This window comes from Winogradskyella sp. A2 (assembly GCF_046762865.1).
GTDB lineage: Bacteria > Bacteroidota > Bacteroidia > Flavobacteriales > Flavobacteriaceae > Winogradskyella.
Genome location: NZ_JBKQXM010000007.1, coordinates 208,336 through 231,574 on the forward strand (window position 1 = coordinate 208,336; position 23,239 = coordinate 231,574).

At 32.8% G+C, this 23,239-nt stretch carries 17 protein-coding genes; 7 read left to right on the forward strand and 10 right to left on the reverse strand.

Translation table 11 applies throughout. The features are described 5' to 3' along the window. Positions 1 to 39 precede the first annotated feature (39 nt). The 3 genes from ACFWV9_RS14075 to lysS all read right to left on the reverse strand — a co-directional run bounded on the left by ACFWV9_RS14075 (position 40) and on the right by lysS (position 5,447). A complete protein-coding gene (locus tag ACFWV9_RS14075; protein WP_411895889.1) occupies positions 40 to 2,487 on the reverse strand; it encodes a zinc-dependent metalloprotease in 2,448 nt (815 codons plus the stop codon). A 138-nt stretch (positions 2,488 to 2,625) separates the two neighbouring features. Further along, a complete protein-coding gene (locus tag ACFWV9_RS14080; protein ID WP_411895871.1) occupies positions 2,626 to 3,606 on the reverse strand; it encodes a hypothetical protein in 981 nt (326 codons plus the stop codon). Between the two features lie 149 nt (positions 3,607 to 3,755). Beyond that, on the reverse strand, positions 3,756 to 5,447 hold the full coding sequence (gene lysS, locus ACFWV9_RS14085) for a lysine--tRNA ligase (RefSeq protein ID WP_411895872.1): 1,692 nt from the start codon (positions 5,445 to 5,447) through the stop codon (positions 3,756 to 3,758). A gap of 250 nt (positions 5,448 to 5,697) precedes the next feature. Here lysS and ACFWV9_RS14090 point away from each other — a divergent pair, with 250 nt between their 5' ends. Beyond that, entirely contained in the window at positions 5,698 to 6,585 is an 888-nt protein-coding gene (locus ACFWV9_RS14090) for a hypothetical protein (protein ID WP_411895873.1), read from the forward strand. A gap of 50 nt (positions 6,586 to 6,635) precedes the next feature. Here ACFWV9_RS14090 and ACFWV9_RS14095 read toward each other — a convergent pair whose 3' ends face one another. The 3 genes from ACFWV9_RS14095 to ACFWV9_RS14105 all read right to left on the reverse strand — a co-directional run bounded on the left by ACFWV9_RS14095 (position 6,636) and on the right by ACFWV9_RS14105 (position 9,133). Continuing rightward, on the reverse strand, positions 6,636 to 7,523 hold the full coding sequence (locus ACFWV9_RS14095; RefSeq protein WP_411895874.1) for a hypothetical protein: 888 nt from the start codon (positions 7,521 to 7,523) through the stop codon (positions 6,636 to 6,638). Between the two features lie 39 nt (positions 7,524 to 7,562). Then, complete coding sequence (locus ACFWV9_RS14100; RefSeq protein WP_411895875.1) at positions 7,563 to 7,970, reverse strand: DUF1573 domain-containing protein; 408 nt, start codon at positions 7,968 to 7,970, stop codon at positions 7,563 to 7,565. 107 nt (positions 7,971 to 8,077) lie between these two features. Continuing rightward, positions 8,078 to 9,133: a LuxR C-terminal-related transcriptional regulator gene (locus ACFWV9_RS14105; RefSeq protein ID WP_411895876.1), complete on the reverse strand. Its 1,056-nt coding sequence runs from the start codon at positions 9,131 to 9,133 to the stop codon at positions 8,078 to 8,080. Positions 9,134 to 9,405: 272 nt separating this feature from the next. Here ACFWV9_RS14105 and ACFWV9_RS14110 point away from each other — a divergent pair, with 272 nt between their 5' ends. Continuing rightward, complete coding sequence (locus tag ACFWV9_RS14110) at positions 9,406 to 9,564, forward strand: YqaE/Pmp3 family membrane protein (RefSeq protein WP_224479307.1); 159 nt, start codon at positions 9,406 to 9,408, stop codon at positions 9,562 to 9,564. A gap of 60 nt (positions 9,565 to 9,624) precedes the next feature. Continuing rightward, positions 9,625 to 10,323, forward strand: a complete 699-nt coding sequence (gene lipB, locus ACFWV9_RS14115) for a lipoyl(octanoyl) transferase LipB (protein ID WP_411895877.1) — start codon at positions 9,625 to 9,627, stop codon at positions 10,321 to 10,323. A gap of 55 nt (positions 10,324 to 10,378) precedes the next feature. Here lipB and ACFWV9_RS14120 read toward each other — a convergent pair whose 3' ends face one another. The 4 genes from ACFWV9_RS14120 to ACFWV9_RS14135 all read right to left on the reverse strand — a co-directional run bounded on the left by ACFWV9_RS14120 (position 10,379) and on the right by ACFWV9_RS14135 (position 15,107). Further along, positions 10,379 to 10,639 carry a heavy-metal-associated domain-containing protein gene (locus ACFWV9_RS14120; RefSeq protein WP_411895878.1) on the reverse strand — a complete coding sequence of 87 codons (261 nt, stop codon included), beginning with the start codon at positions 10,637 to 10,639 and terminating at the stop codon, positions 10,379 to 10,381. Between the two features lie 173 nt (positions 10,640 to 10,812). Further along, a complete protein-coding gene (locus ACFWV9_RS14125) occupies positions 10,813 to 11,862 on the reverse strand; it encodes a nucleoid-associated protein (RefSeq protein WP_411895879.1) in 1,050 nt (349 codons plus the stop codon). 243 nt (positions 11,863 to 12,105) lie between these two features. Further along, complete coding sequence (locus tag ACFWV9_RS14130) at positions 12,106 to 14,466, reverse strand: hypothetical protein (RefSeq protein ID WP_411895880.1); 2,361 nt, start codon at positions 14,464 to 14,466, stop codon at positions 12,106 to 12,108. A gap of 38 nt (positions 14,467 to 14,504) precedes the next feature. Next, the gene (locus ACFWV9_RS14135; protein ID WP_411895881.1) at positions 14,505 to 15,107 is read right to left on the reverse strand and encodes a ribonuclease HII; all 603 of its coding nucleotides are present in this window, start codon (positions 15,105 to 15,107) and stop codon (positions 14,505 to 14,507) included. A 214-nt stretch (positions 15,108 to 15,321) separates the two neighbouring features. Between ACFWV9_RS14135 and ACFWV9_RS14140 the strand changes: the two genes are divergently transcribed. The 4 genes from ACFWV9_RS14140 (at position 15,322) to ACFWV9_RS14155 (ending at position 22,985) form a co-directional block, all read left to right on the forward strand. Then, positions 15,322 to 18,585, forward strand: coding sequence for a SusC/RagA family TonB-linked outer membrane protein (locus ACFWV9_RS14140; protein WP_411895882.1), 3,264 nt, complete (start codon positions 15,322 to 15,324; stop codon positions 18,583 to 18,585). Between the two features lie 16 nt (positions 18,586 to 18,601). Next, positions 18,602 to 20,098, forward strand: a complete 1,497-nt coding sequence (locus ACFWV9_RS14145; RefSeq protein ID WP_411895883.1) for a RagB/SusD family nutrient uptake outer membrane protein — start codon at positions 18,602 to 18,604, stop codon at positions 20,096 to 20,098. A 26-nt stretch (positions 20,099 to 20,124) separates the two neighbouring features. Then, positions 20,125 to 20,853, forward strand: a complete 729-nt coding sequence (locus ACFWV9_RS14150) for a hypothetical protein (protein WP_411895884.1) — start codon at positions 20,125 to 20,127, stop codon at positions 20,851 to 20,853. A 161-nt stretch (positions 20,854 to 21,014) separates the two neighbouring features. Next, positions 21,015 to 22,985 (forward strand): putative porin, encoded by a 1,971-nt coding sequence (locus ACFWV9_RS14155; protein ID WP_411895885.1) that lies wholly within the window; start codon positions 21,015 to 21,017, stop codon positions 22,983 to 22,985. Positions 22,986 to 23,239: the final 254 nt, after the last annotated feature.

Below are 23,239 nucleotides of genomic sequence, written 5' to 3' on the forward strand. Positions count from 1 at the left end.
AATTTAATTGAAGCCTTTTTTTAATAGTTTAAAATGAGACTATTTAGGATCTAAAATATCATTTACACGTTCTAAAGCATCTGCAATATGTATTCTGCTCATTGCATCACCACCACGTGCATTTCTAAGTTGTGAACGTAATGATTTTAACTCTGCTCTAACAACTGCTCTAATATCAGATTGACTTACATCAACATTTGTAGCTCTTATAAAACGTCTGAATTGTGCAGGAACTTGAGGTTGTTCATTAGTCATAATAAACTCCATACGCTCAATATAGGCACGCTGTAGATTACGTCTATAAATGTCTATTTTTCTACCAGTACGCAACTCGCTAAATAGTCCACCACGTAATTCTTTCATCATGTCATAAAGACCATAAGCCTGGTTACCGTTAATAGATTCATTTTCTAATAGACGTTGCATTCTACCAAAATCCATCATGTTGTTTAACGTACGTGTTTGAATACCTCTTACACGCTCAATATGACCAGCACTTTCAATTTTATTGAAGATGTTATTATCTAGCATCCAATCAGGAGTTTTAAACAATTCATCTTGTAAAAATTTCATCGCTTTTTTCTGGTGATCAGTTGCAACATGTGTATATACTGCACCTTCTTGGTCATAAGTTTTATAATATTCATAGACACCACCTATATTAGATGCAACGTGTCCCATGTAACGATTAAACTGACCTAAAACCTGACCATACATAGTTTCTAAATCGTCATAGTTCTTTCCGTCTTCAGCTGTCCATTCAATTAAGTTTGGAACAATGCGTTGAAGGTTTTTAATGCCATATTCACTGGCTAAAACAGCATCATCACCTAAATCTTCAGTTTGAGAACTTGGATCAATAACACCGAATTGCTGTCTGCCAAATCTGTATTTTGGGTCTCCTGCGCGTTCAAGTATCCAACTATCCAACGTCTTCTTTTCATCGTCTGCAGTTTCTGCATCTAAAATAGGTTTGTAACCCCACATAATAGCATACTTGTCGTATGGTCCAATATTTGGCATTAGTGCTACACCTTCATCACCTGGTTGTGCAACGTAATTAAAACGTGCATAATCCATAATAGAAGGTGCCGTTCCAAATTCTTTGGTAAATTCGGCATCACGTAACTTTTCAACTGGATAAGCAACACTGCTTCCCATATTATGCGGTAAACCAAGTGTGTGTCCAACTTCGTGAGCTGAGACAAAACGTATTAAACGTCCCATAACTTCGTCCTTAAACGCAACACCTCTTGCATCAGGATTGATAGCTGCGGTTTGAACAAAGAACCAGTTTCGTAATAATGTCATAACATTATGATACCAGTTAATATCACTTTCTAAGATTTCGCCAGACCTAGGATCACTTACGTGAGGTCCGTTTGCATTAGGAATAGGTGATGCCAAATATCTGACTACAGAATAACGAACATCTTCTGGTGACCACTCTGGGTCTTCCTCTGGTGTTGGAGGGTCCATAGCAATAATAGCATTTTTAAAGCCTGCAGCTTCAAAGGCAACTTGCCAATCTTCAATACCTTGCTTAATATATTTACGCCATTGCTCTGGAGTAGCTCTATCAATATAATAGATAATTTGTTTTTTAGGTTCTACTAATTCACCTCGCTTAAATTTTTCTATATCCTCATCTTTAACTTCTAGTCTCCAACGATCTAAATAACTAACTGTTTTACTTTCTTGAGCATCTAAACCATAATCTACTTGCCCTCTAGCAAACCATCCTACACGTTGATCATAAATACGACGTTTCATTTGTTCTTTAGGTAGTAGAATCATTGAGTTATTAAATTCTAAAGAAATACTTCCTGTACTTGAATTTGAAGGAGGACGACCTGCAGCATACGTTTTAACATGTCTTGCTTCAATATTTTGAGGGTAACTTTTTACAGATTCAATAAAAGATTTGTCTGACTCAAGTCTTGTAATTCTGTATTGCTGTCTCCTAGATTGAGGATAACCTAATGCTTTTACATCCTTGCTAAACATTGGAGTAACATCAATTACAGTGCTTGTTGAGTCTTTACTGTATGCTTTAATAGGAAAGGTGGCTAAAACAGGTTCAAAATTTGAATTTACAACAGCCTCATGAACTGGTAAGGAGTCCGCAGCAACTACTTGGTGAGAAACTACTCTTAAAACTACTTTTTTACCATTTTTTTGCCAACGTAATACTTGAGTATTTTGTTTACCGCCACCAAAACCAATACCACTGGCTGTTTTTGCTATACGCGTAACCATAAGCATTTCTCTGTCAAATAGAGTGTCTGGTATTTCATAGTAATACTTGTCGTCTAGAGTATGAACGGTAAAAAGACCTTCATCACTTTTAGCGTCTTTAGTTATTACTTTATCATAAGGTTTAGGATCGTCTTTTCCAGGTTTTTTACCTGGTGGTTTTGCCATGGCTGTGGCATCTGGAGTCTTTGATTTACTTGCTTTTTCTGCAGTTTTACATGAAAAAGCCATAAAAGCTAGTGCTACAAACAGTAGCTTAATGTTAATTTGCTTCACGTTAGTCGGTTTTTTAAAAATTCGCTTGAAAATACGGATTACAAGAGCAATATCTGTGTTAAAAAACTGACTTTAATATTTATTTAACGCCTGCTAAAGGCTGTCTAAAAATTCTTGTATTAATGAAACACCCTCTTCGTGCAATAATGTTGTCCCAATAAATGGCATGCTGAAACCTGGATTGTTTTCAGAAATTCTAAAAGAGATACTTTGCTTTCTTTCTACAATATTTGTTCCGCTAAAAGGTGTTGAGAAATCTAAATTTAATGTAGACTGATCGTCACAGAACCCACCAGGAATATGGCAGTGAGCACAATTTACTTCAAAATAAGCTCTAGATCTTTCTTCTATTGAATGGGACATATCTTGCCAATTTGGTACTTTGTCAACAGAACTTACTTCTGTTATTCCCGTAAGTTGACCTTTATTTATTAAATCCTGGAGCTGATTAACACCATTTCTGTCAAAATTCAGAGACCTTAGTTTTGGTCCGATGGGTGTTGTGTTGTCAAAACTGCTGTGGCAAGTAAAACAATCGTTATTTGATGGAATTTCATATTGGGTAGATCTTTCGTTACCCTCAATATCAATCCATGTAATTGGCAAGGTACTTCCGTTAGGATCTAATACGGCATCATTCTGATCTGAGTTCCACTTGTAATCTCCAGATTCCCATATCCCATTGGTTTTTATAAGTACTCTTGTTTCTATAATCTGTCTGCCTAATGATAAATTACGTTCATCAACATTGTAATAAAAAGTTTTTGCTATAACCGTGTTATCTGGAAATATTGGAAGTCCGTCACCATCGTACTGTAATGCTGTATTTTCAGGTAATGCAATTAATCGTTCTTTGTGTGCATAATCTGAAAAAAGAGGTGTACTTATTTCATATTCGAATGCCTTTGGCGAGATGATAAGATCACTGATGTCATCCGAATATAGATTTAATTCTGAAAGATTCGTCTTAAATTCCGCAACTACGGAAGGTGTTTCAACCACAGTCATAGAATCATCACTTTCGCATGAAAAGACAAAAATTAAAACTAATAGGAGGGACGTAACTTTCTTCATTATTGGGTTAAAAGCATGTTAATAGCTGAACGAATTTAATAAAAAGTACTAAAAAGTCAAGTTTTTTCTAATTTTCTCAATCATATTAAGCACAAAAAAAGGAATGATCATATGAAAATTCCTTTTAAAAGATTTCGATTGTATTGGACTTATAACATCTCTACAAAAAGACCTTCTTCTGTTTTTTCTACCTTAGTTAAACCATGTTTGCCTAAACCTTTGATGCCTTTGTCCCAACCTTTATTACTTAATCCAGACTGTGATTTCAAAGTATTTAAATCCATACGTTTTTCGGATTTAAGAACTTCAAAAATGGCCTTTTCATTGTCACTCAATTCAACCTTTTTCTTCTCTGGTTTCATTTGAGGGAAGAATAATACTTCTTGAATACTCTGGTTATTGGTTAGAAACATAACGAGTCTATCCATGCCAATACCCATTCCTGAGGTAGGAGGCATGCCATATTCTAATGCTCGTAAAAAGTCGTAATCTATAAACTCTGTAGCTTCATCATCACCCTTTTGAGCTAATTTTAGCTGATGTTCAAAACGCTCGCGTTGATCAATAGGGTCATTTAATTCTGAATAAGCATTGGCTATTTCTTTACCGCAAACCATAAGTTCAAAACGTTCTGTGAGCTCTGGATCTTCTCTATGCTCTTTACATAACGGACTCATTTCTTTTGGATAGTCAGTAATAAAGGTTGGTTGAATATAATTGCCTTCACACTTTTCGCCAAATATTTCATCGATTAGTTTTCCTTTACCCATAGTATCGTCTACTTCAACATCCATAGATTTGGCTGCTTCTCTAATTTCATCTTCAGTTTTACCATTGATATCAAACCCTGTATATTCTAGAATAGAATCGCGCATCGTAATACGCTTGTATGGTGCTTTAAAACTGATTTGGTGCGCACCAAAAGTAGCTTCTGTGGTGCCGTTTACGGCAATAGCTGAATGTTCTAATAATTTTTCACAGAAATCCATCATCCAATTATAATCCTTGTACGCTACATAAATTTCCATAGCAGTAAATTCCGGATTATGGGTTCTGTCCATTCCTTCGTTTCTAAAGTTTTTAGAAAACTCATAAACACCCTCAAAACCACCAACGATAAGTCGTTTTAAATACAATTCATTAGCAATCCTCATGTATAGAGGTATATCTAATGAGTTATGGTGGGTGATGAATGGTCGTGCTGCAGCACCACCAGGAATGGGTTGTAATATTGGTGTTTCAACTTCAAAATAACCAGCATCATTAAAAAAATCGCGCATGGCATTAAAGAGTTTTGTACGTTTAACAAACACCTCTTTCACATGAGGATTTACAGCCAAATCTGCATAGCGTTGACGGTATCGCAACTCTGGATCGTTAAACTCATCATAGGTATTACCTTCTGAATCTTGTTTTGGCAGTGGCAATGGTTTTAGTGCCTTGCTTAACAAGCTAAAAGCCTTTACCATTACTGTTTTTTCACCAACTTGAGTAGTGAATAATTCGCCTTCAATACCTATAAAATCACCAATATCTAATAGCTTTTTATATACGTCATTATATTGAGTCTTGTCTTCACCAGAACAAATTTCATCTCTATTAAAATAAACTTGAATACGACCTTCACTATCCTGTAATTCTGCAAAGGAAGCTTTACCTTGAATTCTGCGTGACATTAGGCGACCAGCAATAACTACCCTTTTACCATCTTCATAGTTAGATTTTATCTCTTTAGATGTATGATCTACTGGAAATAAATCAGCTGGGTAAGGATTGATACCCATAGCCCTCAATTTACCTAACTTTTCTCGTCTTACTAATTCTTGTTCTGAAAGTTGCATTATTTTAATAATTAAAGGCGCAAAATTAAACTATTTCAAAAGTAGAATGAAATCTTTTAGAATAATTTGCTTTTACGACGTAATTCAGATCAAAAAAATTAATTAAAAATTCTTTTTCACAAGTAGAAAGCAGTGATAATTATCATGTTTTAATTGAGGCTAATGTTGTTATTTTATGTTTCGTTTTATGCGGATAATTAGATGATTAAAAACAACATAAATTATACATAAAAATAAAAAACATAATACAATGAAAAATTACATATTAGGTTTAATTGCACTGGTAATTTTTGGATCATTTGCTTTTGGACAAGATTTATCTCCTTTTATAAAAGTCGGAAAATCAACAAAGTCAATAGAAAGTGTAGCGAGTGAAGTTAAGAATGCTTTAAAAACTAATGGTTTTGAGATTTTAGGATCCTATAATCCTTCGGGAAAATCATCATTAAAGGTAATTGCTTTTACAAACTATGCATTAAAATCCAAAGTAGTTAAAGTGGCGGACAGAGGTGCACTGGCTTCAGTCTTAAAAGTAGGTTTAGAAAAAATAGATGGGCAAGTGCATATTTCATACACCAATCCAGATTATCTTCTACGAGCTTATCTCATGGAAAATTATGAAACTTATAAAACGACATTTGTAAAATTCTCTAAGGATTTAAAATCTGCCCTATCTGGGATAGGCGATGAATTCACACCTTTTGGCGGAACTGTTAAGGCCGAAAAACTCAAAAAGTATCATTATAAAATAATGATGCCATATTTTACAGATCCAGTGTCGCTACAAGAGTATGATTCTTTTGAAACAGGTGTTATTAAAATACAGAACAATTTATCAGCTAAAAAAGCTAACACAAAAATGGTTTACAAACTTATTTTTCCTGATAAAAAAGTTGCAGTTTTTGGTGTTGGTTTAGATAATAAACAGGAAGGCGAAGCTCATTTTCTGCCTAAAATTGGTGAGGCTCATGTCGCCGCACTTCCTTATGAAATTATACTACAAGGTAATAAAGCTACGATGCTTCATGGCAAGTATAGAATAGCCTTACATTGGCCAGATCTTACCATGGGTACGTTTATGAAGATTATGAGTACTCCAGGCGACATTGAGGACGCTTTGGAAGCTGTTTGTGAATAACTAGGTAATAGTACCTGTAGATTATTATTTTTCTACAGGTACTTCTTTTGTTAATTATTTTTGATGATTTCTAGATTTTCCTTAAGATCTTCATCTTCAGGATATTTTTCTAGAGCATCTTCAAGAACTTTTATGGCTTTATCTTTTTGTCCAGTTACGCCAAGAGTATTTGCTAAACTCATGTAGGTTCCAGACTCATCCGGAAAAAATTTAGTGTTAAGTTCAAAAACTGCGATAGATTCATCAACTCTATCGGTACCATAAAGAATGCGTCCGTAAGTATTTAACTCGCCTGTGGTATATACCATGGTTTTATAATTTTCTATCAGTTTTGTCTCATGTTTCTTTAATCCTTCTATACCTTCTGATTTAAGAATATTGTCTACAATGGTAACGATATGGTAGTAAGATTGGTAGGTGTTCATAGTCGTTATGTCAAGCATATCTTCTTCTAAAGTTTTTATAGGCTCTTCTATAATACGGTTAACTTCTTTCCCGTCTTTGAAGAAAATAATTGTTGGTACACGATGAATGTTTAATCCTTCTTCTTCATGCTGAGGACTCTGCTTGTACAAATTAGCTTCACTACTTAAGGCCACTGCAGTCAATTGATTCATTGGATATTTACATGCCTCTAATATTTTATAGAGTCTAGGGACTTCACGTTGGCTATCACCACACCAAGTACCCATAAAAAGCATTATGTTATAGTCGCTTAAAATAGTGCTCAATTCCTCAATAATTTTGTCATTTGCTTCATATTGAATGTATTCTTCATTAAACCACGAGGCATAATGTTGGCCCTCTAAACCAGACTTATCTATTTTACCGAGTAAATAAGGAGAGTCATCTCCTGTTAGAATCTCTTTATTTAAGTCTTGGGCGCTTAGTAAAAAGGTGCTAAAAAGCGCAACAATAAATATTGTATTTTTTTTCATTTTTTATAATAATTTGAATTGAATTGTTTACCGTAGAGCTTATGCAGAAACAACCACTTGTCCTTTAATTTTTAGAATTTTATTGCCACCTTTTGCATTAGACATAACTGTAATGGTTTTGCTAAAAGCACCAAGTCTTTTAGTGTCATATTTAATTTTTATTTCACCAGATTCGCCGGGTAATATTGGAGCTTTTGAATAACTTGGTACAGTACAACCGCAACTGGTTTTTACTCTACTGATCACCAAAGGAGCATCTCCAGTATTAATAAAAATGAAGGTTCTTAGTCCATCCGAATTTTGATTGATTGTTCCGTAATCCAATATTTCAGATTCAAATTCTAATACTGCAACTTTACCATTTAAAGTATGAATCTCTGCAGTTGTGGCATTAAAAAAAGTAATACTTAAAACTACCAAAATTAGCGTGTTTAATGTTCGTTTCATGTTGAAGAGTTTTTAAATTATGATGAAACAAACATCTATTTAATAATTTTTAAATCTTAAGAAAACAGGTTTGAAATCGGTACTAGTACCAAGGTTGAATTTTATAATTACTTGTTAAACATAGACTTAACGTCATCTCTAGATTGAACATTTAGTTTCTTATATATGTTGTTTGTATGTGATTTTACCGTACTTACACTTAAAAAAAGTGAAGTTGCAATTTCTTTATTAGACTTATTTTTTAGTAAATACTCTAGTACTACCTGTTCTTGTTTAGAGAGTTTTTCTTTTAATTTTTTTTGATTGGATTTTTTCGACTTTATAAATCTATAAATAAATATAAGGTTGATTAGAAGTGACAAAATCAACAATCCATAAAGGATTGTATTTTTGTTAGAATAAGACTCACTAGAGAAAGCTTCAAGCATATATTTATCGGCTTCAATCTCACCGATATATTGGTTCGTATATGATGCACTTGGATATTTTTCTAACAATCTTGATTTGAGATTATCATAATATGAATTATTTTTTAAGTCTTCAACATAGTAGTTGTGCAGATCACTACTTCTATCAGACAAATAAGTGTAAATGTATAATTCTGCCAAAGGTTCATTTAGTGATTTACCAAAATCTTGTAGGGTTTTGAACCATTTTTTGTTGTTGAGTTTTCGGTTTGCTTGACTTCTGATTTCTCCATAAGCAAAACGCATATCATCTTTTAAAGAATCAATTTTCACAAATGCACTTGCTTTTGGGTTGCTCGATTCAATAGAACAAAACACTTGGTTGCCAAAAGAGAAAGGTAGCTTTAGTGTATCTGTATTATTTGCTATAAATAGTAATTCTAAACTGTTATCGCAATGACCATTAAAATGGTTTACATCTTGCTGAGTTTCTGAGCACTTATCAATATGAATACGGTAAATACGGTTTTCTTTATCTAACATATCGCCTTTAAACTCAAAAAATCCTGTCTCATCAGCAAAAGTTTTGGCAATTATTTGCTCTGCATATACACCAGACATTTTTCTGTAATCTTCAACAACAGATAAATAAACCGTGTTTTGCCATTCTTCTGCATCAATATATCCTGAAAACGAATATTGGGCATAACTATTTCCGAATAACCATATAAAGCAAAACAAAACTAAGTAGCGCATGTAACGAAACTACATAAAAATAAGATACTTTGAAACAGTTATTATTTAAAGTGTAACAACTTAGAATACTTTGCGTCATATAGTTACAGAGCAATAATAAATCTGTGTTACATAAAACAATAATTAGTTAGTTTGTCCTATTGAGTTTGCCAAATTAAAATTGTTTTTTTCATATTGCTTTTTAAAATGTTAGATGTTATAATGGCAAACTCAATAAGACATAAGTTAAAATTGTTTTAATTTTAATAATCATCAAATCATCAAACGAGAATATGAGTATCTGGCGTGTTTTACTCTCAATTATTTGTCCACCTTTAGCTGTTTTTGATAAAGGTTGTGGCTCAATTTTTATAGTCTTTTTATTATGGCTTTGCGGCTGGGTTCCTGGCGTAATTGCTGCCTTAGTCATATTGAACAATCCCGATAGATAATTCCGTATCTTTGCACACTTAAAAAACTATTCTAAGTAGTATTTATTTTATTAATTATTAATGAATAAGGCTGTAAAATTAGAAGATTTAGGTTTAAAGGACTTTAAAGATACTTGGGACTATCAAGAAAAACTTTTTAAAGCAATTTTAGATACTAAGATTAAAAACAGAAGAGAAGATGCTGGTCTAGAAACCGATAATCATTTTCTTTTTGTTGAGCATCCTCATGTCTATACTTTAGGCAAAAGCGGTGATTTGTCAAATCTGCTTTTGTCAGAAAAGCAATTGACTGAAAAAGGCGCAACTTTTTATAAAATAAATAGAGGAGGTGATATAACTTACCATGGCCCAGGACAAATCGTTGGATATCCAATTTTAGATTTAGATAATTTCTTCACAGATATTCATAAATATCTTAGGTTTTTAGAAGAGGTAATAATACTAACTTTAGCAGAATACGGTTTAAAAACCGAGCGCAGTCCTGGTGAAACAGGTGTTTGGTTGGATGTAGGAACTCCGTTTGCTCGTAAAATTTGTGCCATGGGAGTTAGAGCTAGCCGATGGGTGACCATGCATGGTTTTGCCCTTAATGTAAATGCAGATTTGGGTTATTTTGATAACATAATTCCTTGCGGAATACGAGGCAAAGCCGTTACTTCTCTGAATAATGAGTTAAAATTAAAACATGTTAATGAGGAAGAGGTAAAAGCTAAAATATTGAGGCATTTTAGCAATCTTTTTGAAGCAATACTAGTTTAGTGTAAGCAAATAATTCAATTTGACACACTGTTTTACAGATTATTGAAATTTGAATTTATACTTCAAAATCCTTTGTTGGAACGGCATGGAAACCGGTCGTTTTTACTTGTTTTTCAACGTCTTTAACACTAACAAGTTTAGATGTATAAACAGTAAATTCTCTAGGAAAAATATGCAAGTTAAGCTCAACGGATTTAATACCGTCTAATCCAAGAATTCTTTTTTTAATACATTCTAATTCTTTCTTTTCTACGGCATCGGTTCCGAAAACCCTACCATTTGATCCTGGAATTATGTTATCTGATATTAAACTCATAATTAAAGGTTTAAATATTAACAATCTTATTTCTAGAATAAGTAATATTAAAGGACAAAAATTGTCTAATGAACTTTTTACACTAGAAAAGCAATTTACGATTCGAAAAAGAGATATAAATTGATATTGGTCAGTTTAAGGATTTTTTAAAATAAATCCTTTCTAATTGTTAATTAAGCTTCAGCATTAAAAAATACCTTATAAAAATGCATTTTTTTCTTTTCGTCGTAGCCTCTTTCAAGGTATTCTGCCGAGGCATCAGGTGCATCAACATCTAATTTGATTTGGATATTAGTGTCTAGTTTTATTTCAGTTTTAATCTTTTGTTTTTGCTTTTTTAAAACACGTTCTGATACATCAAATTGATTTCTAATTAAAACTTTATTCTCTGACTCATAACTCTTTTTATAATCTTCAAAAAGTTGAATATGATCTTCTTCATCAAACACTTCTTCTTTAAAGTTTTCGATATTTACAATTTCGTTTTCCTTGAAAAAATCAACTGTTTTTGCCAAAAAATTACTTTGTTCTTGGCCTCCAAAATTAGGTTGTAAAACTTCTTTTGAAAACTCTCGGCAAAGTTCAATACAATTCTTTGTGTGCTGGTTGCTATCATCAGGATATTTTATATTCAAAAAGCGTTTTATCCAATACTGTGTATCATAGGTGTTATTGTCTACACTAAATACAATTTTTCCTTCCATATCAGACGTATTTAGTACTAAACAGCCTTTATCTACTTTTTTAGCCTGAATTCCTTTTTGAACAAGTATATCATAGTTTCCGGATTCTAAATACGTCTGAAAAAATTCCGTTTTATTTTCAATTTTATAAATACCAATAGCATCCGTGAAATAGTCTTCGTACTGTACATTTTCAAAATGACAAATTAAGACATCTCCTGTTTTAATTTGTGCAGAATTGCTTTGTTCAAAAAGATGAGTAACGATATGTTTAGATATTTCTACAAAATCGCCTTCGTCATTAAAAATCTGGTCGCTATAGGTGTTAATTTCATTGAGTCCTATATCGCTATGATGATGAAAACGAAAACTCTCAGCAACACTTACAAAGGGTTTCAATAGGTAAGGTAACATTAAATTATAAGTAGCTTCATCAAAATTGACAATAGCATCAGAAAATGCATTTTTTGTGTCATTAAACTTGTTCCCTACTTTGTGAATTATGCAACTTTTTATGGATGCTTTTTGCCTTTTTATCATCGCAAATTTCGTATCAAAATATAAAGATGCAATACTACAAAAGGTAAAGTTCATAAAAGTGAAAACGCCAAATTAATTTGGCGTTTTCGGACTCGAGGACTTTAGATTTGGTTGCCTTTATATTTTCACATATTCTACGCGTCTTATAAACGTATTTTCGCTGTTGCTTTAAGTAATTGATTAATAGCACTATAAATGTAGTGATTACAATTTATATTTAAAAATGAAGTTGCCCGGTTGGACTTAATGAAGTTTATAAGTTAGAATTGTTTTGCTGTCACTCTTTGTGATTAATTCTAAATTTTTATCAGCATCAAGCTTCGTTAATATTGCTTCTGAAGTTCCGTAAACAGGGAAGTTTGGAATTGGTTTTGCCTGGCTGTCGAATAAATAAACTTTTTTAGCCTGCATATCAGTTGTAGTTACGTAAATCTTATCATTAAGATAGAATATTTTTGGATTGGTATAATCACCATATTCTAAATCCACAGTTTTAAATCTAATCTGCAACTTGTTTTCATTTAGTGTTACTAATGTTTTGGTAGTAGCATCAATGGAGTGACCATCTGTGAGACCTAATTGATTTGTTGAAATATTACCTTTTGTATTTACCTGAACCAATTGCCCTAATGTATTAGTAGTTGTAAATTTATTTTGGTATAAATAAATAGGATTTTTTGAAAATCTAATTTTATCCTTCACGACCACTCTGCTAGCACCTCTCCTGTTAAGAATTTTTAATTGTTCACCTGCACCAAATACAATGTAATCCTTGCTACCTAATCTAAAGTGTTTTGGTTGGGTTAATATTGTACCACTCCTGTCTTTATAATTAAAGCCACTAACATTCTTGGCATTAGTATTATACATTAAAAGATTGTTGGCCTGTGTAACAAGTAAACGATAATCTCTTTTCTTATCATAATCAAATACTGATAATGGTTGGGTTATTGGGTCATTAAATTTTAAAGGAAATGGACCAACATCATTGCCATTTCGGTCTAAGACATAAACCCTTTTTGAGGTCGCAAAAACAAGTTGTAACCTTCCGTTCTTATAAATGTCTATTTGTTCTATTTCACCGAGGATGTTGTCTTGTAATTTTTTCTTCCACAATATATTTCCTGAACTTGAAATCAGGTACAGATTATTATTGGAATCTTGTATGGCAATATCTTTTGTTTTATTCACATGGTTTTTTAAAACCTGTGGTCCAATAATAATATCACTTTCTATACTTGTATTGAAATTTTCTGAAATTGTATTTAACGCTCTCCGTCTTTTATATTTTTGAATTATACCATTGATATGAGCATAGTCATCTTCATAAATATATTGAACCACATTTGCATCATAACCAGTCAAATTTGTTTTGAACAAATCCGATAAACTTTCAGAGTTTTTGTAAATGAACATTGATGATTCATCACTTAGGTTTTCTTGTATATTTTTAAATGCTTCGGAATTTACAAGCGTATTGTTGCTTAAATAATCAGATAAAATCTGTTTTAGATTGTCTAATGAGTTAGAAAATACTACAAAGTCGTCTTTTGCAAAGAAATATGAGGCCTCATTAAAACTGAATAGAGGTTTAAATTGATTTGCAAAAAAGCCAGGTTCACTAAAGTTATAAATATCTATCTCCCTGAAAGATTCTTCAAACGCTTTATTATCTATGGTTTCTATTATCAAATCAGTATCTAAAGAGTGAAGAATTAAGGCATTGTCAATAAGTGCTATTTCATTACTGTAGGTCAGAAAAGATGTCTGACTATCAATTGCTATATTACTAGAATCTTTTATGTTCTTGAATAGTTTTGAGTAATCATCAAAGGAAATACTTTTTAGTTCCTTAATATTATATGGTGCAATACGCGGAGAATTTGTCTTTTGAGGTAAAATAGATTTAAAGTTACTCAAAATGTTGTTCAAAGTGTCTTTGCTAGATATTACACCATTATAATTCAGGCTGCCAGAATTCTGATTAATATCAATCACTGCAAATTCTTCATTTGAAAATTCGGAGAACAGTAAGTCTGAATACTTAGTGTTGTTGCTTTTAAATATAACCGATGCTAAAGAAGTCTCATTTGTGGTTTCAATCAAATCAAATAAGTCATTAGGCATATCCCCGTTATTTAATTTAGTTAGAAGGCCTAAATTGTTGCTAGCGATAAATACATCATTAATGGTTTTATAATAAAATTCAGTAGAGTCTATTTTGGTATTTATTATTTCTGAATTGCTTTGCCTTTTTCCATTATTATAAGATGAGCTATCGGCTTCAAAAAGTTTATCCTTATTAGAGGTGAGAATAAGGAAGTCGGTATTATTATTTAAAGTTTCTAAAAATGATATATATATAGGTGATGGTGAATTAATTTTATCGAGGACAGATTCTACTTTTTTTATGTCCTTAATATATAAGGAAAAAAGAATAGGATTTGTCTCTAACCCAATTTTAAAATCATTAATAGCATTTACTTTAATAATAAGGGCTGAAGTTTCAGGAATGAAATGGTATGGTTTTATGTTTTTATCATAATTCTTTTGGCAAGACACTATTAGAGTGCAAACCAAAACGTATAACCAAAAATGCTTCATTTATAAATAGAAAATTAAATTAAAGCAAATATAAGAAGTTATAAATCCAATTGATATTGCTCTGGCAATAATCTAAATGATTTTCTATGGTATTTAGACGGGCCATATTTTATAATAGCATCTCTATGTTCTTTTGTTGGGTATCCCTTGTTTTGTTTCCAATTATACATAGGGAATTCTTCATGTATTTTTTCCATGTATAAATCTCTATGGGTTTTTGCAAGGATAGATGCTGCAGCAATACTTGAGTATTTACTATCACCTTTTATAATAGTTTTATGTGGTATGCTTTTGTAAGGTTTAAACTTGTTGCCGTCTACTATTATATATTCAGGTTCAATATTTAGGCTTGAGATAGAATGGTGCATCGCCTTTATTGAAGCATTAAGAATATTGATTTGATCAATTTCGTTTTCAAAAATGTGTTCAATGGAGTAGTAGGTAGCTTCAGATTGAATTATAGATTTTAAATGATTTCTATTTTTTTCTGATAATTGTTTAGAGTCATTTAATAATGTGTTTTTAAATGATAATGGTAGTATCACAGCGGCTGCTGTAACAGGACCTGCTAAGCATCCTCTACCAGCTTCATCAGTACCACATTCTAAATCGCAATTTGAATATTGAATTTTTAAAGGCAAAATGTTAAAATTTGAACAAAGTTAAAATTTTAACGCAACCCTTTTACAGTTTATGTATCTAACTATTGAGTCCAAACGTGAAAAACCCTCGGAAACTTTTAGAATCCGTGATTAAATGATTCGCAATTGAGTTAACATTTTTTTGGCAAAAACACTTGTTTATTTAATATTAAATTAAGATGTTTGCAACTAGACTAACTCAAATAATTGTTTTATGAAATTAAAGTTAACATGGTTATTAACGCTATTTATGGCGTTCGTGATGCAATTTTCTTTTGCACAAGAGAAAACTGTCACAGGTACAGTTACTACAGCTTCAGATGGTTTACCCCTTCCTGGTGCAACAGTAGTTGTAAAGGGTACAGCTAGAGGTACTCAAACAGATTTTGATGGTAAATATACTATTCAAGCTCAAGCGGGAGATGTATTAGTCATCTCTTATGTTGCTATGGATGCTACTGAAGTAACAGTAGGCGCTAGTAACGTATATGACGTAGCTCTTACTGAGAATGCGTTAGAAGAAGTTGTAGTCGTAGGTTATGGTACTACAACGAAAAAAGCCTTTGCAGGTACTGTTACAACAGTCGATGCCGAGAATATTGAAAACAAAAACTTCGCCAACGTAACACAATCGTTAGCTGGTGAGGCATCTGGTGTACAGGTAATTAATACAACTGGTCAGCCAGGTACTGTTTCTACAGTACGTATTCGTGGTTTCGGTTCTATTAGTGGTAACCGTTCGCCGCTTTATGTAGTAGATGGTATTCCAATTACTGCAACAGAAACGTTAAATGCTATTAATCCAACTGATATTAAAAGTACAGTTATATTAAAGGATGCAACAGCAACTGCGATTTATGGTTCTAGAGGATCTAACGGTGTAGTATTAATTACTACCAAAGCTGGTTCTGCTGCAGAAAGCTATATAGAAGTTGATGTTAAGACTGGTGTTAACTCTCAGATAATTGATCGTTACGATACTGTAACTAATCAAGAAGAAAACCTTGAGTTAATATGGGAAGGTCTTAGAAACGGTCGTAGAATTAACTTTGGTGAAGATCTTGCTACTGCTAATGCATGGGCAACTGAAAACCTTATTGGTGATACAGGTATTACTGGTGTGCTTCCTTTACGTTATAACATGTGGAATGCACCTGGTAACCAATTAATTGATCCAAATACTGGAAAATTTACTGGTGTATCAAGAAAATTTACTCCAGAAAATTTTGAGGATTTAATTATCCGTGATGGTATGCGTTATGAAGCGAATGTAAGATTTGGTGGTGGAGATGAGAAATCTAGATATTTTATTTCTGGTGGTTTCTTAGATGATAACGGTATTGCTCGTAATTCTTCTTATAAGAGATACTCAGCACGTGTTAATGTATCTTCACAAATTAAAGATTGGTTAAAGGTAGGTACTAACATATCATACCTATACGCAGAGCAAAGAAACAGTGCTAATTTAGGTGGTTCTTCTGCAATTTTCGAATTTATTGACAAAGTGCCAAGAATATTTGGAGTATTTGCAAGAGACAATAATGGTAATAAAATTCCAGATCCTATTTTAGGTGGTTTTATTCCTGATTATGGTGCTATTACTTTTGGAGGAGCTGTACCAGGTAGACCTTCATCGGATGGTGTAAGTCCATATGGTAACATGCTTTTTGACTTCAACGGTTATGACAGAAATGAACTTATTGGAAGTGTTAATATGGACATAAATATAACTGAAGACTTAAAGTTTGAAACTTCATATAGTTACCAGTATAGAGGTAACATCTTCAAAAATATGTCTAACCAATTCTACGGTTTTGGATCATCAGCAGGTGGTGAGTTGTTCCAACAAAATCAAACAAATGAAACAAGTAACTTCTTACAGTTATTCCGTTACAGAAAAGATTTTGGAAAGCACTCTATCGAGGCTCTTGCAGCACATGAGAGTAATGAATTAAGTTTTAAAGTTCAAACAGGTTCTAAATCTGGAGCGGAAGTTCCATTTGCACTTGAATTGACACAATATATTGTTAACCAAGATCCTGCAGAAGGTTTCCAAGAAGGTAGAACTTTAGAGTCTTTCTTTGGACAGGTTAATTATGACTTTGATGATAAGTATTACTTAACAGGATCAATTCGTAGAGATGGATCTTCGGTATTCGACCAAAATAAGTGGGATACATTCTGGTCTGTTGGTGGTGCTTGGATTCTTTCGAATGAATCATGGTTAGAAGACAACGATTTCTTAAGGTATTTAAAAGTTAAGGGGTCTTTCGGTTTAGCTGGTGATGAGCAAGGTGTAGTTTCTGCAACTGGTCAGTATTATAATGGTCTTAACTTATTTGATGTTACCAATTTGGATGGAGGCTTTGCAGTTTCTTTAGTTGGTAATATTGCAAATCCTGAAATTACTTGGGAAAGAAAGAAACAATTACAAGCTGGTGCAGAATTTACGTTAGGAGATATTGTAGATGGTAGTATCGATTGGTATAGAAATGATACAGAAAACTTATTCTTCAATAAGCCAGTAAATCCATCTTCTGGTTCAAATGGACTTTTAGTAAATGATGGTGAATTAAGAAATACTGGTGTTGAATTCGATTTAAACTTCCATGTTGTAAACAAGGAAAATGTATCACTTGATGTTGCTGTGAATGGTGCAAGCTATAAAAACGAATTGTTAGCGTTGCCAGCTGATACAGCTGATGAATTTATCAACAGAGCTAATACGGCTCTTCAGGTAGGTCGTTCTATTTTCGATTTCTACATGAGAGAATATGCTGGTGTTGATCCTGCAGACGGATTTCCAATGTGGTATGAGTATTTCGATGATTTAAATAACAATGATATTTTAGACCCAGGAGAAGAAATTGAATCTTCATCTTTAGAAGTTCATAAATTCAGAAATCCTGATTCTGATAACTTCAAGAAGAGAGTAACTAAAGAATATGATGCTGCGACAGAACTGTGGGCTGATAAATCAGTTATACCAGATCTTCAGGGAGCATTTAGATTACAAGGAAACATACATAACTTTACTTATGGTGTACAATTCACGTATCAGTTTGGTGGTTATGCTTATGATAACAACTATAGAGAATTCTTTGAGCGTGGTTTTTCTACTGCTAGTGGTACATTACACGCTGATATTAGAGATAGATGGCAACAACCAGGAGATATTACAAACGTACCATTATTAGGTAATGGTTCAGTTGCTAATGATGTTGGGCAAAGTGATAGATTTATCATTAGCTCTGACTACATTGCGTTAAACAGTGTTAACATTGGTTATAACTTACCAAGTAAGTTCTTAGATAAAACTGGTATTGACAATGTGAATATATTTTTCTCTGGGGATAACTTATTTATCTCTACAGCAAGACAAGGATATAACCCAACGGTTAGAGAAGCAGGATTTACAGCAAGAAATATCTATGCGCCGCTTTCTTCTTTCACTCTTGGAGCAAGAATAAAATTTTAACTTAAAAAAAAGCGATATGAAAAAAAGTGTTTTAAAATTAATTGGTTTAGGTTGTTTAGTAATAGGCCTTCATAGTTGTGAGGAGGACTTCTTAAACACCCAACCTACTGAATTTATCTCAGAAACCGAACTAGGAGAGGTTGTGAATTTAAACCCAGGCTTAGTACAAGGTTCTGTAGATGGTATTTATACGACAATGTTTACCAGTGGTACTGGTGGTACAGGTGGTCATGATGATTTTGGTCAAAAAGCTTATGATATATTTTCGGATATGTTATCTAGTGATATGGCATTATCTGGTAGTGTATATGGATGGTACAGAGCTTCTATTACAGAAATGCAGGCTACACAAGATTTTACATTTACGGATAACTTCCAAACATGGTCTTATTACTATGGTCAGATACTAAATGCTAACTTAGCAATGTCTAATTTAGGTGGTCCAGATGCAGATCCTGAAAATCCGGATGTAAGAGCATTATTAGGACAATCTTTAGCATCAAGAGCGCATTCATTCTTTATGTTAGCGCAGTTATATGCTGATGATTATATAGCAGATCAACCAATTATCCCTCTTTATGATAGATTAACTGCAGAAACGTTACCTAAGGCGACGCAAGCAGAGGTTTATGCACTTATTGAAAGTGATTTAAATAGAGCTATTGAATTATTAGAAGGATATAATAGAGGTTCTAAAGCTCAGATAGATCAGCCAGTTGCAAAAGGTTTATTAGCTTATGCTATTGCAGCACAAAGACAAAGATGGAACGAAGTGGCTTCTTGGGCTAGCCAAGCACGCACTGAGTCCGGTACTGTTTTAATGCCTGCTAATGCTGATACTTTTGGTATCTTAGGTGGTTTCAATGAAGTTGGTAATCCATCTTGGATGTGGGGTGTTGATATTAACGAAAACTCTGGTGTAGGACTTGTTTCTTGGTGGGGTCAAGTAGATTTCTTCTCATATAGTTATGCTGCTGTTGGAGATACTAAAGTTATGGATGAAGGATTATACAATAGTATGAGAGCTGATGATATTAGAAGAGATCAGTTCTTTGCTACTCCTGGTGCAAATTATTTACAGCCTTTATTTAAGCAATATGATGCGGATCGTGTACCTTTTGGTACATCAACGCAGGTAAAAGCTGATTATGTATACATGCGTCATGCAGAAATGATCTTACTAGAAGCTGAAGCTTTAGCTAGACAAGGACAAGATGGACAAGCAAGAACAGTTTTACATTCTTTAGTTGATACTAGAGTTGCTGATCCTTCGTATATTGATACATTGAGTGGTCAAGCGTTAATCGATGAGATTTACATGCAAACAAGATGGGAATTATGGGGAGAAGGTAAGTCTTATTTCGCTATGAAGAGAAATCAAGCTACAATCACAAGAGGTGCAAACCACTTATCGTTTGTTGGAGAATCGATTGCTCATAATGATGACAGATTAACTTTTGAAATCCCTCAAAGAGAGATTCAGGATAATCCGTTTATCAACGATCAAAACTAAATTAAAACAAAAAAGACTTATCTCAAATGAAGAAAATTTTAAAATTATTAATAGTTGGATGTCTAGTTCTTACTTACAGTTGTGAGGAAGATAAGGATACCCTAACGCCTAACTACATTGCTTTCGGAGTGGACGAAATCACTGAGACTGTTGATGTAGGTGAAGGAAGTAAGACAATTGAAGTTAATGTTTATACTGGTAACAAAACGGGTTCAGATAGAACATTCAGTTTAACAACTGAAAATTCTACTGCAGATGCTGCAGCATACTCTGCACCTAGTTCTGTTGTTATTGAAGCAGGTTCAAACTCAGCAATGGTTGAAGTTACTGTATTTGAAGCCGGATTAACATTTGATTTTTCAGAAATCTTATTAGAATTCTCGCCAACAACTGATATTGACACTATTGCTGAAACAGCGGTAGTTTCAATTAATGCGGCGTTATTGTGCCCACCAGCTACAGCTGGTAATGTAACTATTGAAATAGATACTGATAACTGGCCAGATGAAACATCTTGGGCTGTAACTGATTCTTCAGGAGCTGTGGTTGCTTCTGGTGGACCATACAACAACCCTGCAGATGACTTTACTACAATTGTAGTGAATGTTACATTGGGTGCAGGTTCTTATACTATGACATTAAATGATTCATATGGTGATGGTGGTAGTACATTTAGAGTAATTAATGGTTGTGGTCAAGTATTGGCTACTGATTCCGTTGGTGCATCTACTGTTTCTGGAGGATTCACTATTTAATATAGTATACTAAATATTACTTAAAGACCGTTATTTTTAATAACGGTCTTTTTTTTGTGGATTTATTTAATTTTTGTTCTCTATTTAGTTGGTTAATTAATTAATTACATTTGCAAGAAATTCTACAGAAAACTAATCTTACAGAATCGTTTAAATAGTTAATGTCAGTCAAAAATTTCTTTATTCCACTTTTAGTATTATTTGTGATAAATACTGGTTATTCACAAACTAAGTTAAGTACTTCAAATACTAAAAGACCTGACAATCCATTTGGAGAAGACACATCTGCTGTAAAGAGATCTAAGGGATTTAAAAATGTGGCTACTATTGATATGTATCTTCTATTCAATAAAGAAATAGATACTTCTATAGTTGATACTACTTTGGTACTTGATAAGCATTATAAATTTAATTATCTACAGAAAGATAATTTTGGATTAATGCCATTTGCCAATATTGGTCAATCCTATAATAGTCTAACTTTTAATCCAGTAAGTAAGGAGATAATACCTTTGTTTGGGGCAAGATCAAGACATTTTAATTATTATGAATTAGGTGACATAAACTATTATGAAGTACCAACGCCATGGACAAGATTAACTTACAAAACGGCATTTCAGCAAGGACAATTGTTAGATGCTTTCTTTTCAGTTAATTTATCTAAACAATTTAATTTCTCAATAGCATATAAAGGATTAAGGTCATTAGGTAATTATCAAAATGCACTAACAAGTTCTGGAAATTTCAGATTCACGTCTAATTATAAATCTAAAAATGAAAGATATGAGGCCAGAGGTCATATTGTTATGCAAGATTTACTTAATCAAGAAAACGGTGGATTAAAAGATGAAGATATAGAAAATTTTGATTCTGGTAATGAAGAGTTTTTAGATAGATCAGTTTTCGATCCTAATTTTGAAAATGCAGAAAATATTCTCGTAGGTAAACGATTTTATTTAGATCATTCTTATGAATTAATTAAAAAGCAAGATTCATTAGACAGCAATAGTCTTTATTTAACGAATTCTATTTCATTTGAAGATAAATATTATGATTATACACAGAACTCAGCTGTTACTGATTTTTTTGGAGAAGCATTTTCTAGTGACATAAAAGATAAAGTTACTGTTGAGAACTTTCATACTAATTTAGGTTTTAGGTATGAGAATGATTTGTTAGGCAGACTCTCATTTAAGGTAAACTATACAGATATAAATTACGGATACAATAGCGTTGTTTTAATTTCCGACATGTTAATTCCAAATAGGATCAAAACAAATTTTGTTGGAGTGAGTGCTGGCTATTCTAAACAGATAGGGGCTTTTAATGTTCAAGGTAATGCTGGTTTAAATTTATCTGATGATTTTAGCGGAAATTATATTGATGCAACTCTAAACATTAAAATCAATGATGATATTGGTTTAGGAGGTGGAGTCAATATTAGTTCAAGATTGCCAAATTTTAATTATCTCCTTTACCAGTCCGATTATATAAATTATAATTGGTATCATCTTGATACTTACAAAAACATTAATTCTCAACAATTAGCAGTTAATTTGGAATCTAAAAAATATCTGAGTGCTACTCTAGATATAACAAATATTGATAATTACACTTATTTTAATTTAGGAAATACAGTTGAAAAGGTTAAAATTATTAGACCATCTCAATATAATAAATCACTTCAGTATTTGAGATTGAAATTGAAAAAGGAAATCAAATTTGGAAATTTTGCTTTGGATAATACAGTAATGTATCAAAATGTTGTTAGTGATGAAGATGTTTTAAATGTGCCTGCATTAATTACAAGGAATACACTTTATTATTCTAATCAAATTTTCAAGAAGGCAATGACCATACAAACCGGAGTTACTTTTAATTATTTTACTAAGTATAGCATGAATGGCTATGATCCGGTATTAGCAGAATTTTATACTCAAAACGAAACTGAGTTTGGTGGATTTCCTCGCTTAGATTTTTTTATTAATGCAAAGGTTAGACAGACTCGTATTTTTTTAATGGCCGAACATTTTAATTCATCTTTTACAGGCTTTGATTATTATTCAGCTCCAAATCATCCTTATAGAGATTTTACAGTACGTTTCGGACTAGTTTGGGACTTTTTTCTATAGTACGACTTTAAAAATATTTTTTCTAATTCTTTGGTGTTTAGGCTTTTCGTGATATAATCGAAAAAACCTTATAATATTGCTTGTCAGGTTGGGGAATGGTTTTATATTTGCGCCGCTGAAACGGTACGTGAGTACTGTTTTTTGTTAGTTCGTTCGCTTATGGATATTGTTGCGGAGAATATTTTTAAAAATATTTTGTCGAGAATGTTGCGGGTAACGAAAAAGGGTTTTATATTTGCACCCGCTTAAACGCC

What these genes read in the sequence shown, in the direction of transcription:
- ACFWV9_RS14075 (WP_411895889.1), bottom strand. Translation starts at nt 2,487, where the DNA reads ATGGCTTTTTCATGTAAAACTGCAGAAAAAGCAAGTAAATCAAAGACT.
- ACFWV9_RS14105 (WP_411895876.1), bottom strand. Translation starts at nt 9,133, where the DNA reads ATGCGCTACTTAGTTTTGTTTTGCTTTATATGGTTATTCGGAAATAGT.
- lipB (WP_411895877.1), top strand. Translation starts at nt 9,625, where the DNA reads ATGAATAAGGCTGTAAAATTAGAAGATTTAGGTTTAAAGGACTTTAAA.
- ACFWV9_RS14150 (WP_411895884.1), top strand. Translation starts at nt 20,125, where the DNA reads ATGAAGAAAATTTTAAAATTATTAATAGTTGGATGTCTAGTTCTTACT.
- ACFWV9_RS14130 (WP_411895880.1), bottom strand. Translation starts at nt 14,466, where the DNA reads ATGAAGCATTTTTGGTTATACGTTTTGGTTTGCACTCTAATAGTGTCT.
- ACFWV9_RS14140 (WP_411895882.1), top strand. Translation starts at nt 15,322, where the DNA reads ATGAAATTAAAGTTAACATGGTTATTAACGCTATTTATGGCGTTCGTG.
- ACFWV9_RS14120 (WP_411895878.1), bottom strand. Translation starts at nt 10,639, where the DNA reads ATGAGTTTAATATCAGATAACATAATTCCAGGATCAAATGGTAGGGTT.
- ACFWV9_RS14100 (WP_411895875.1), bottom strand. Translation starts at nt 7,970, where the DNA reads ATGAAACGAACATTAAACACGCTAATTTTGGTAGTTTTAAGTATTACT.
- ACFWV9_RS14155 (WP_411895885.1), top strand. Translation starts at nt 21,015, where the DNA reads ATGTCAGTCAAAAATTTCTTTATTCCACTTTTAGTATTATTTGTGATA.
- ACFWV9_RS14125 (WP_411895879.1), bottom strand. Translation starts at nt 11,862, where the DNA reads ATGATAAAAAGGCAAAAAGCATCCATAAAAAGTTGCATAATTCACAAA.
- ACFWV9_RS14145 (WP_411895883.1), top strand. Translation starts at nt 18,602, where the DNA reads ATGAAAAAAAGTGTTTTAAAATTAATTGGTTTAGGTTGTTTAGTAATA.
- ACFWV9_RS14090 (WP_411895873.1), top strand. Translation starts at nt 5,698, where the DNA reads ATGAAAAATTACATATTAGGTTTAATTGCACTGGTAATTTTTGGATCA.
- ACFWV9_RS14080 (WP_411895871.1), bottom strand. Translation starts at nt 3,606, where the DNA reads ATGAAGAAAGTTACGTCCCTCCTATTAGTTTTAATTTTTGTCTTTTCA.
- ACFWV9_RS14095 (WP_411895874.1), bottom strand. Translation starts at nt 7,523, where the DNA reads ATGAAAAAAAATACAATATTTATTGTTGCGCTTTTTAGCACCTTTTTA.
- lysS (WP_411895872.1), bottom strand. Translation starts at nt 5,447, where the DNA reads ATGCAACTTTCAGAACAAGAATTAGTAAGACGAGAAAAGTTAGGTAAA.
- ACFWV9_RS14110 (WP_224479307.1), top strand. Translation starts at nt 9,406, where the DNA reads ATGAGTATCTGGCGTGTTTTACTCTCAATTATTTGTCCACCTTTAGCT.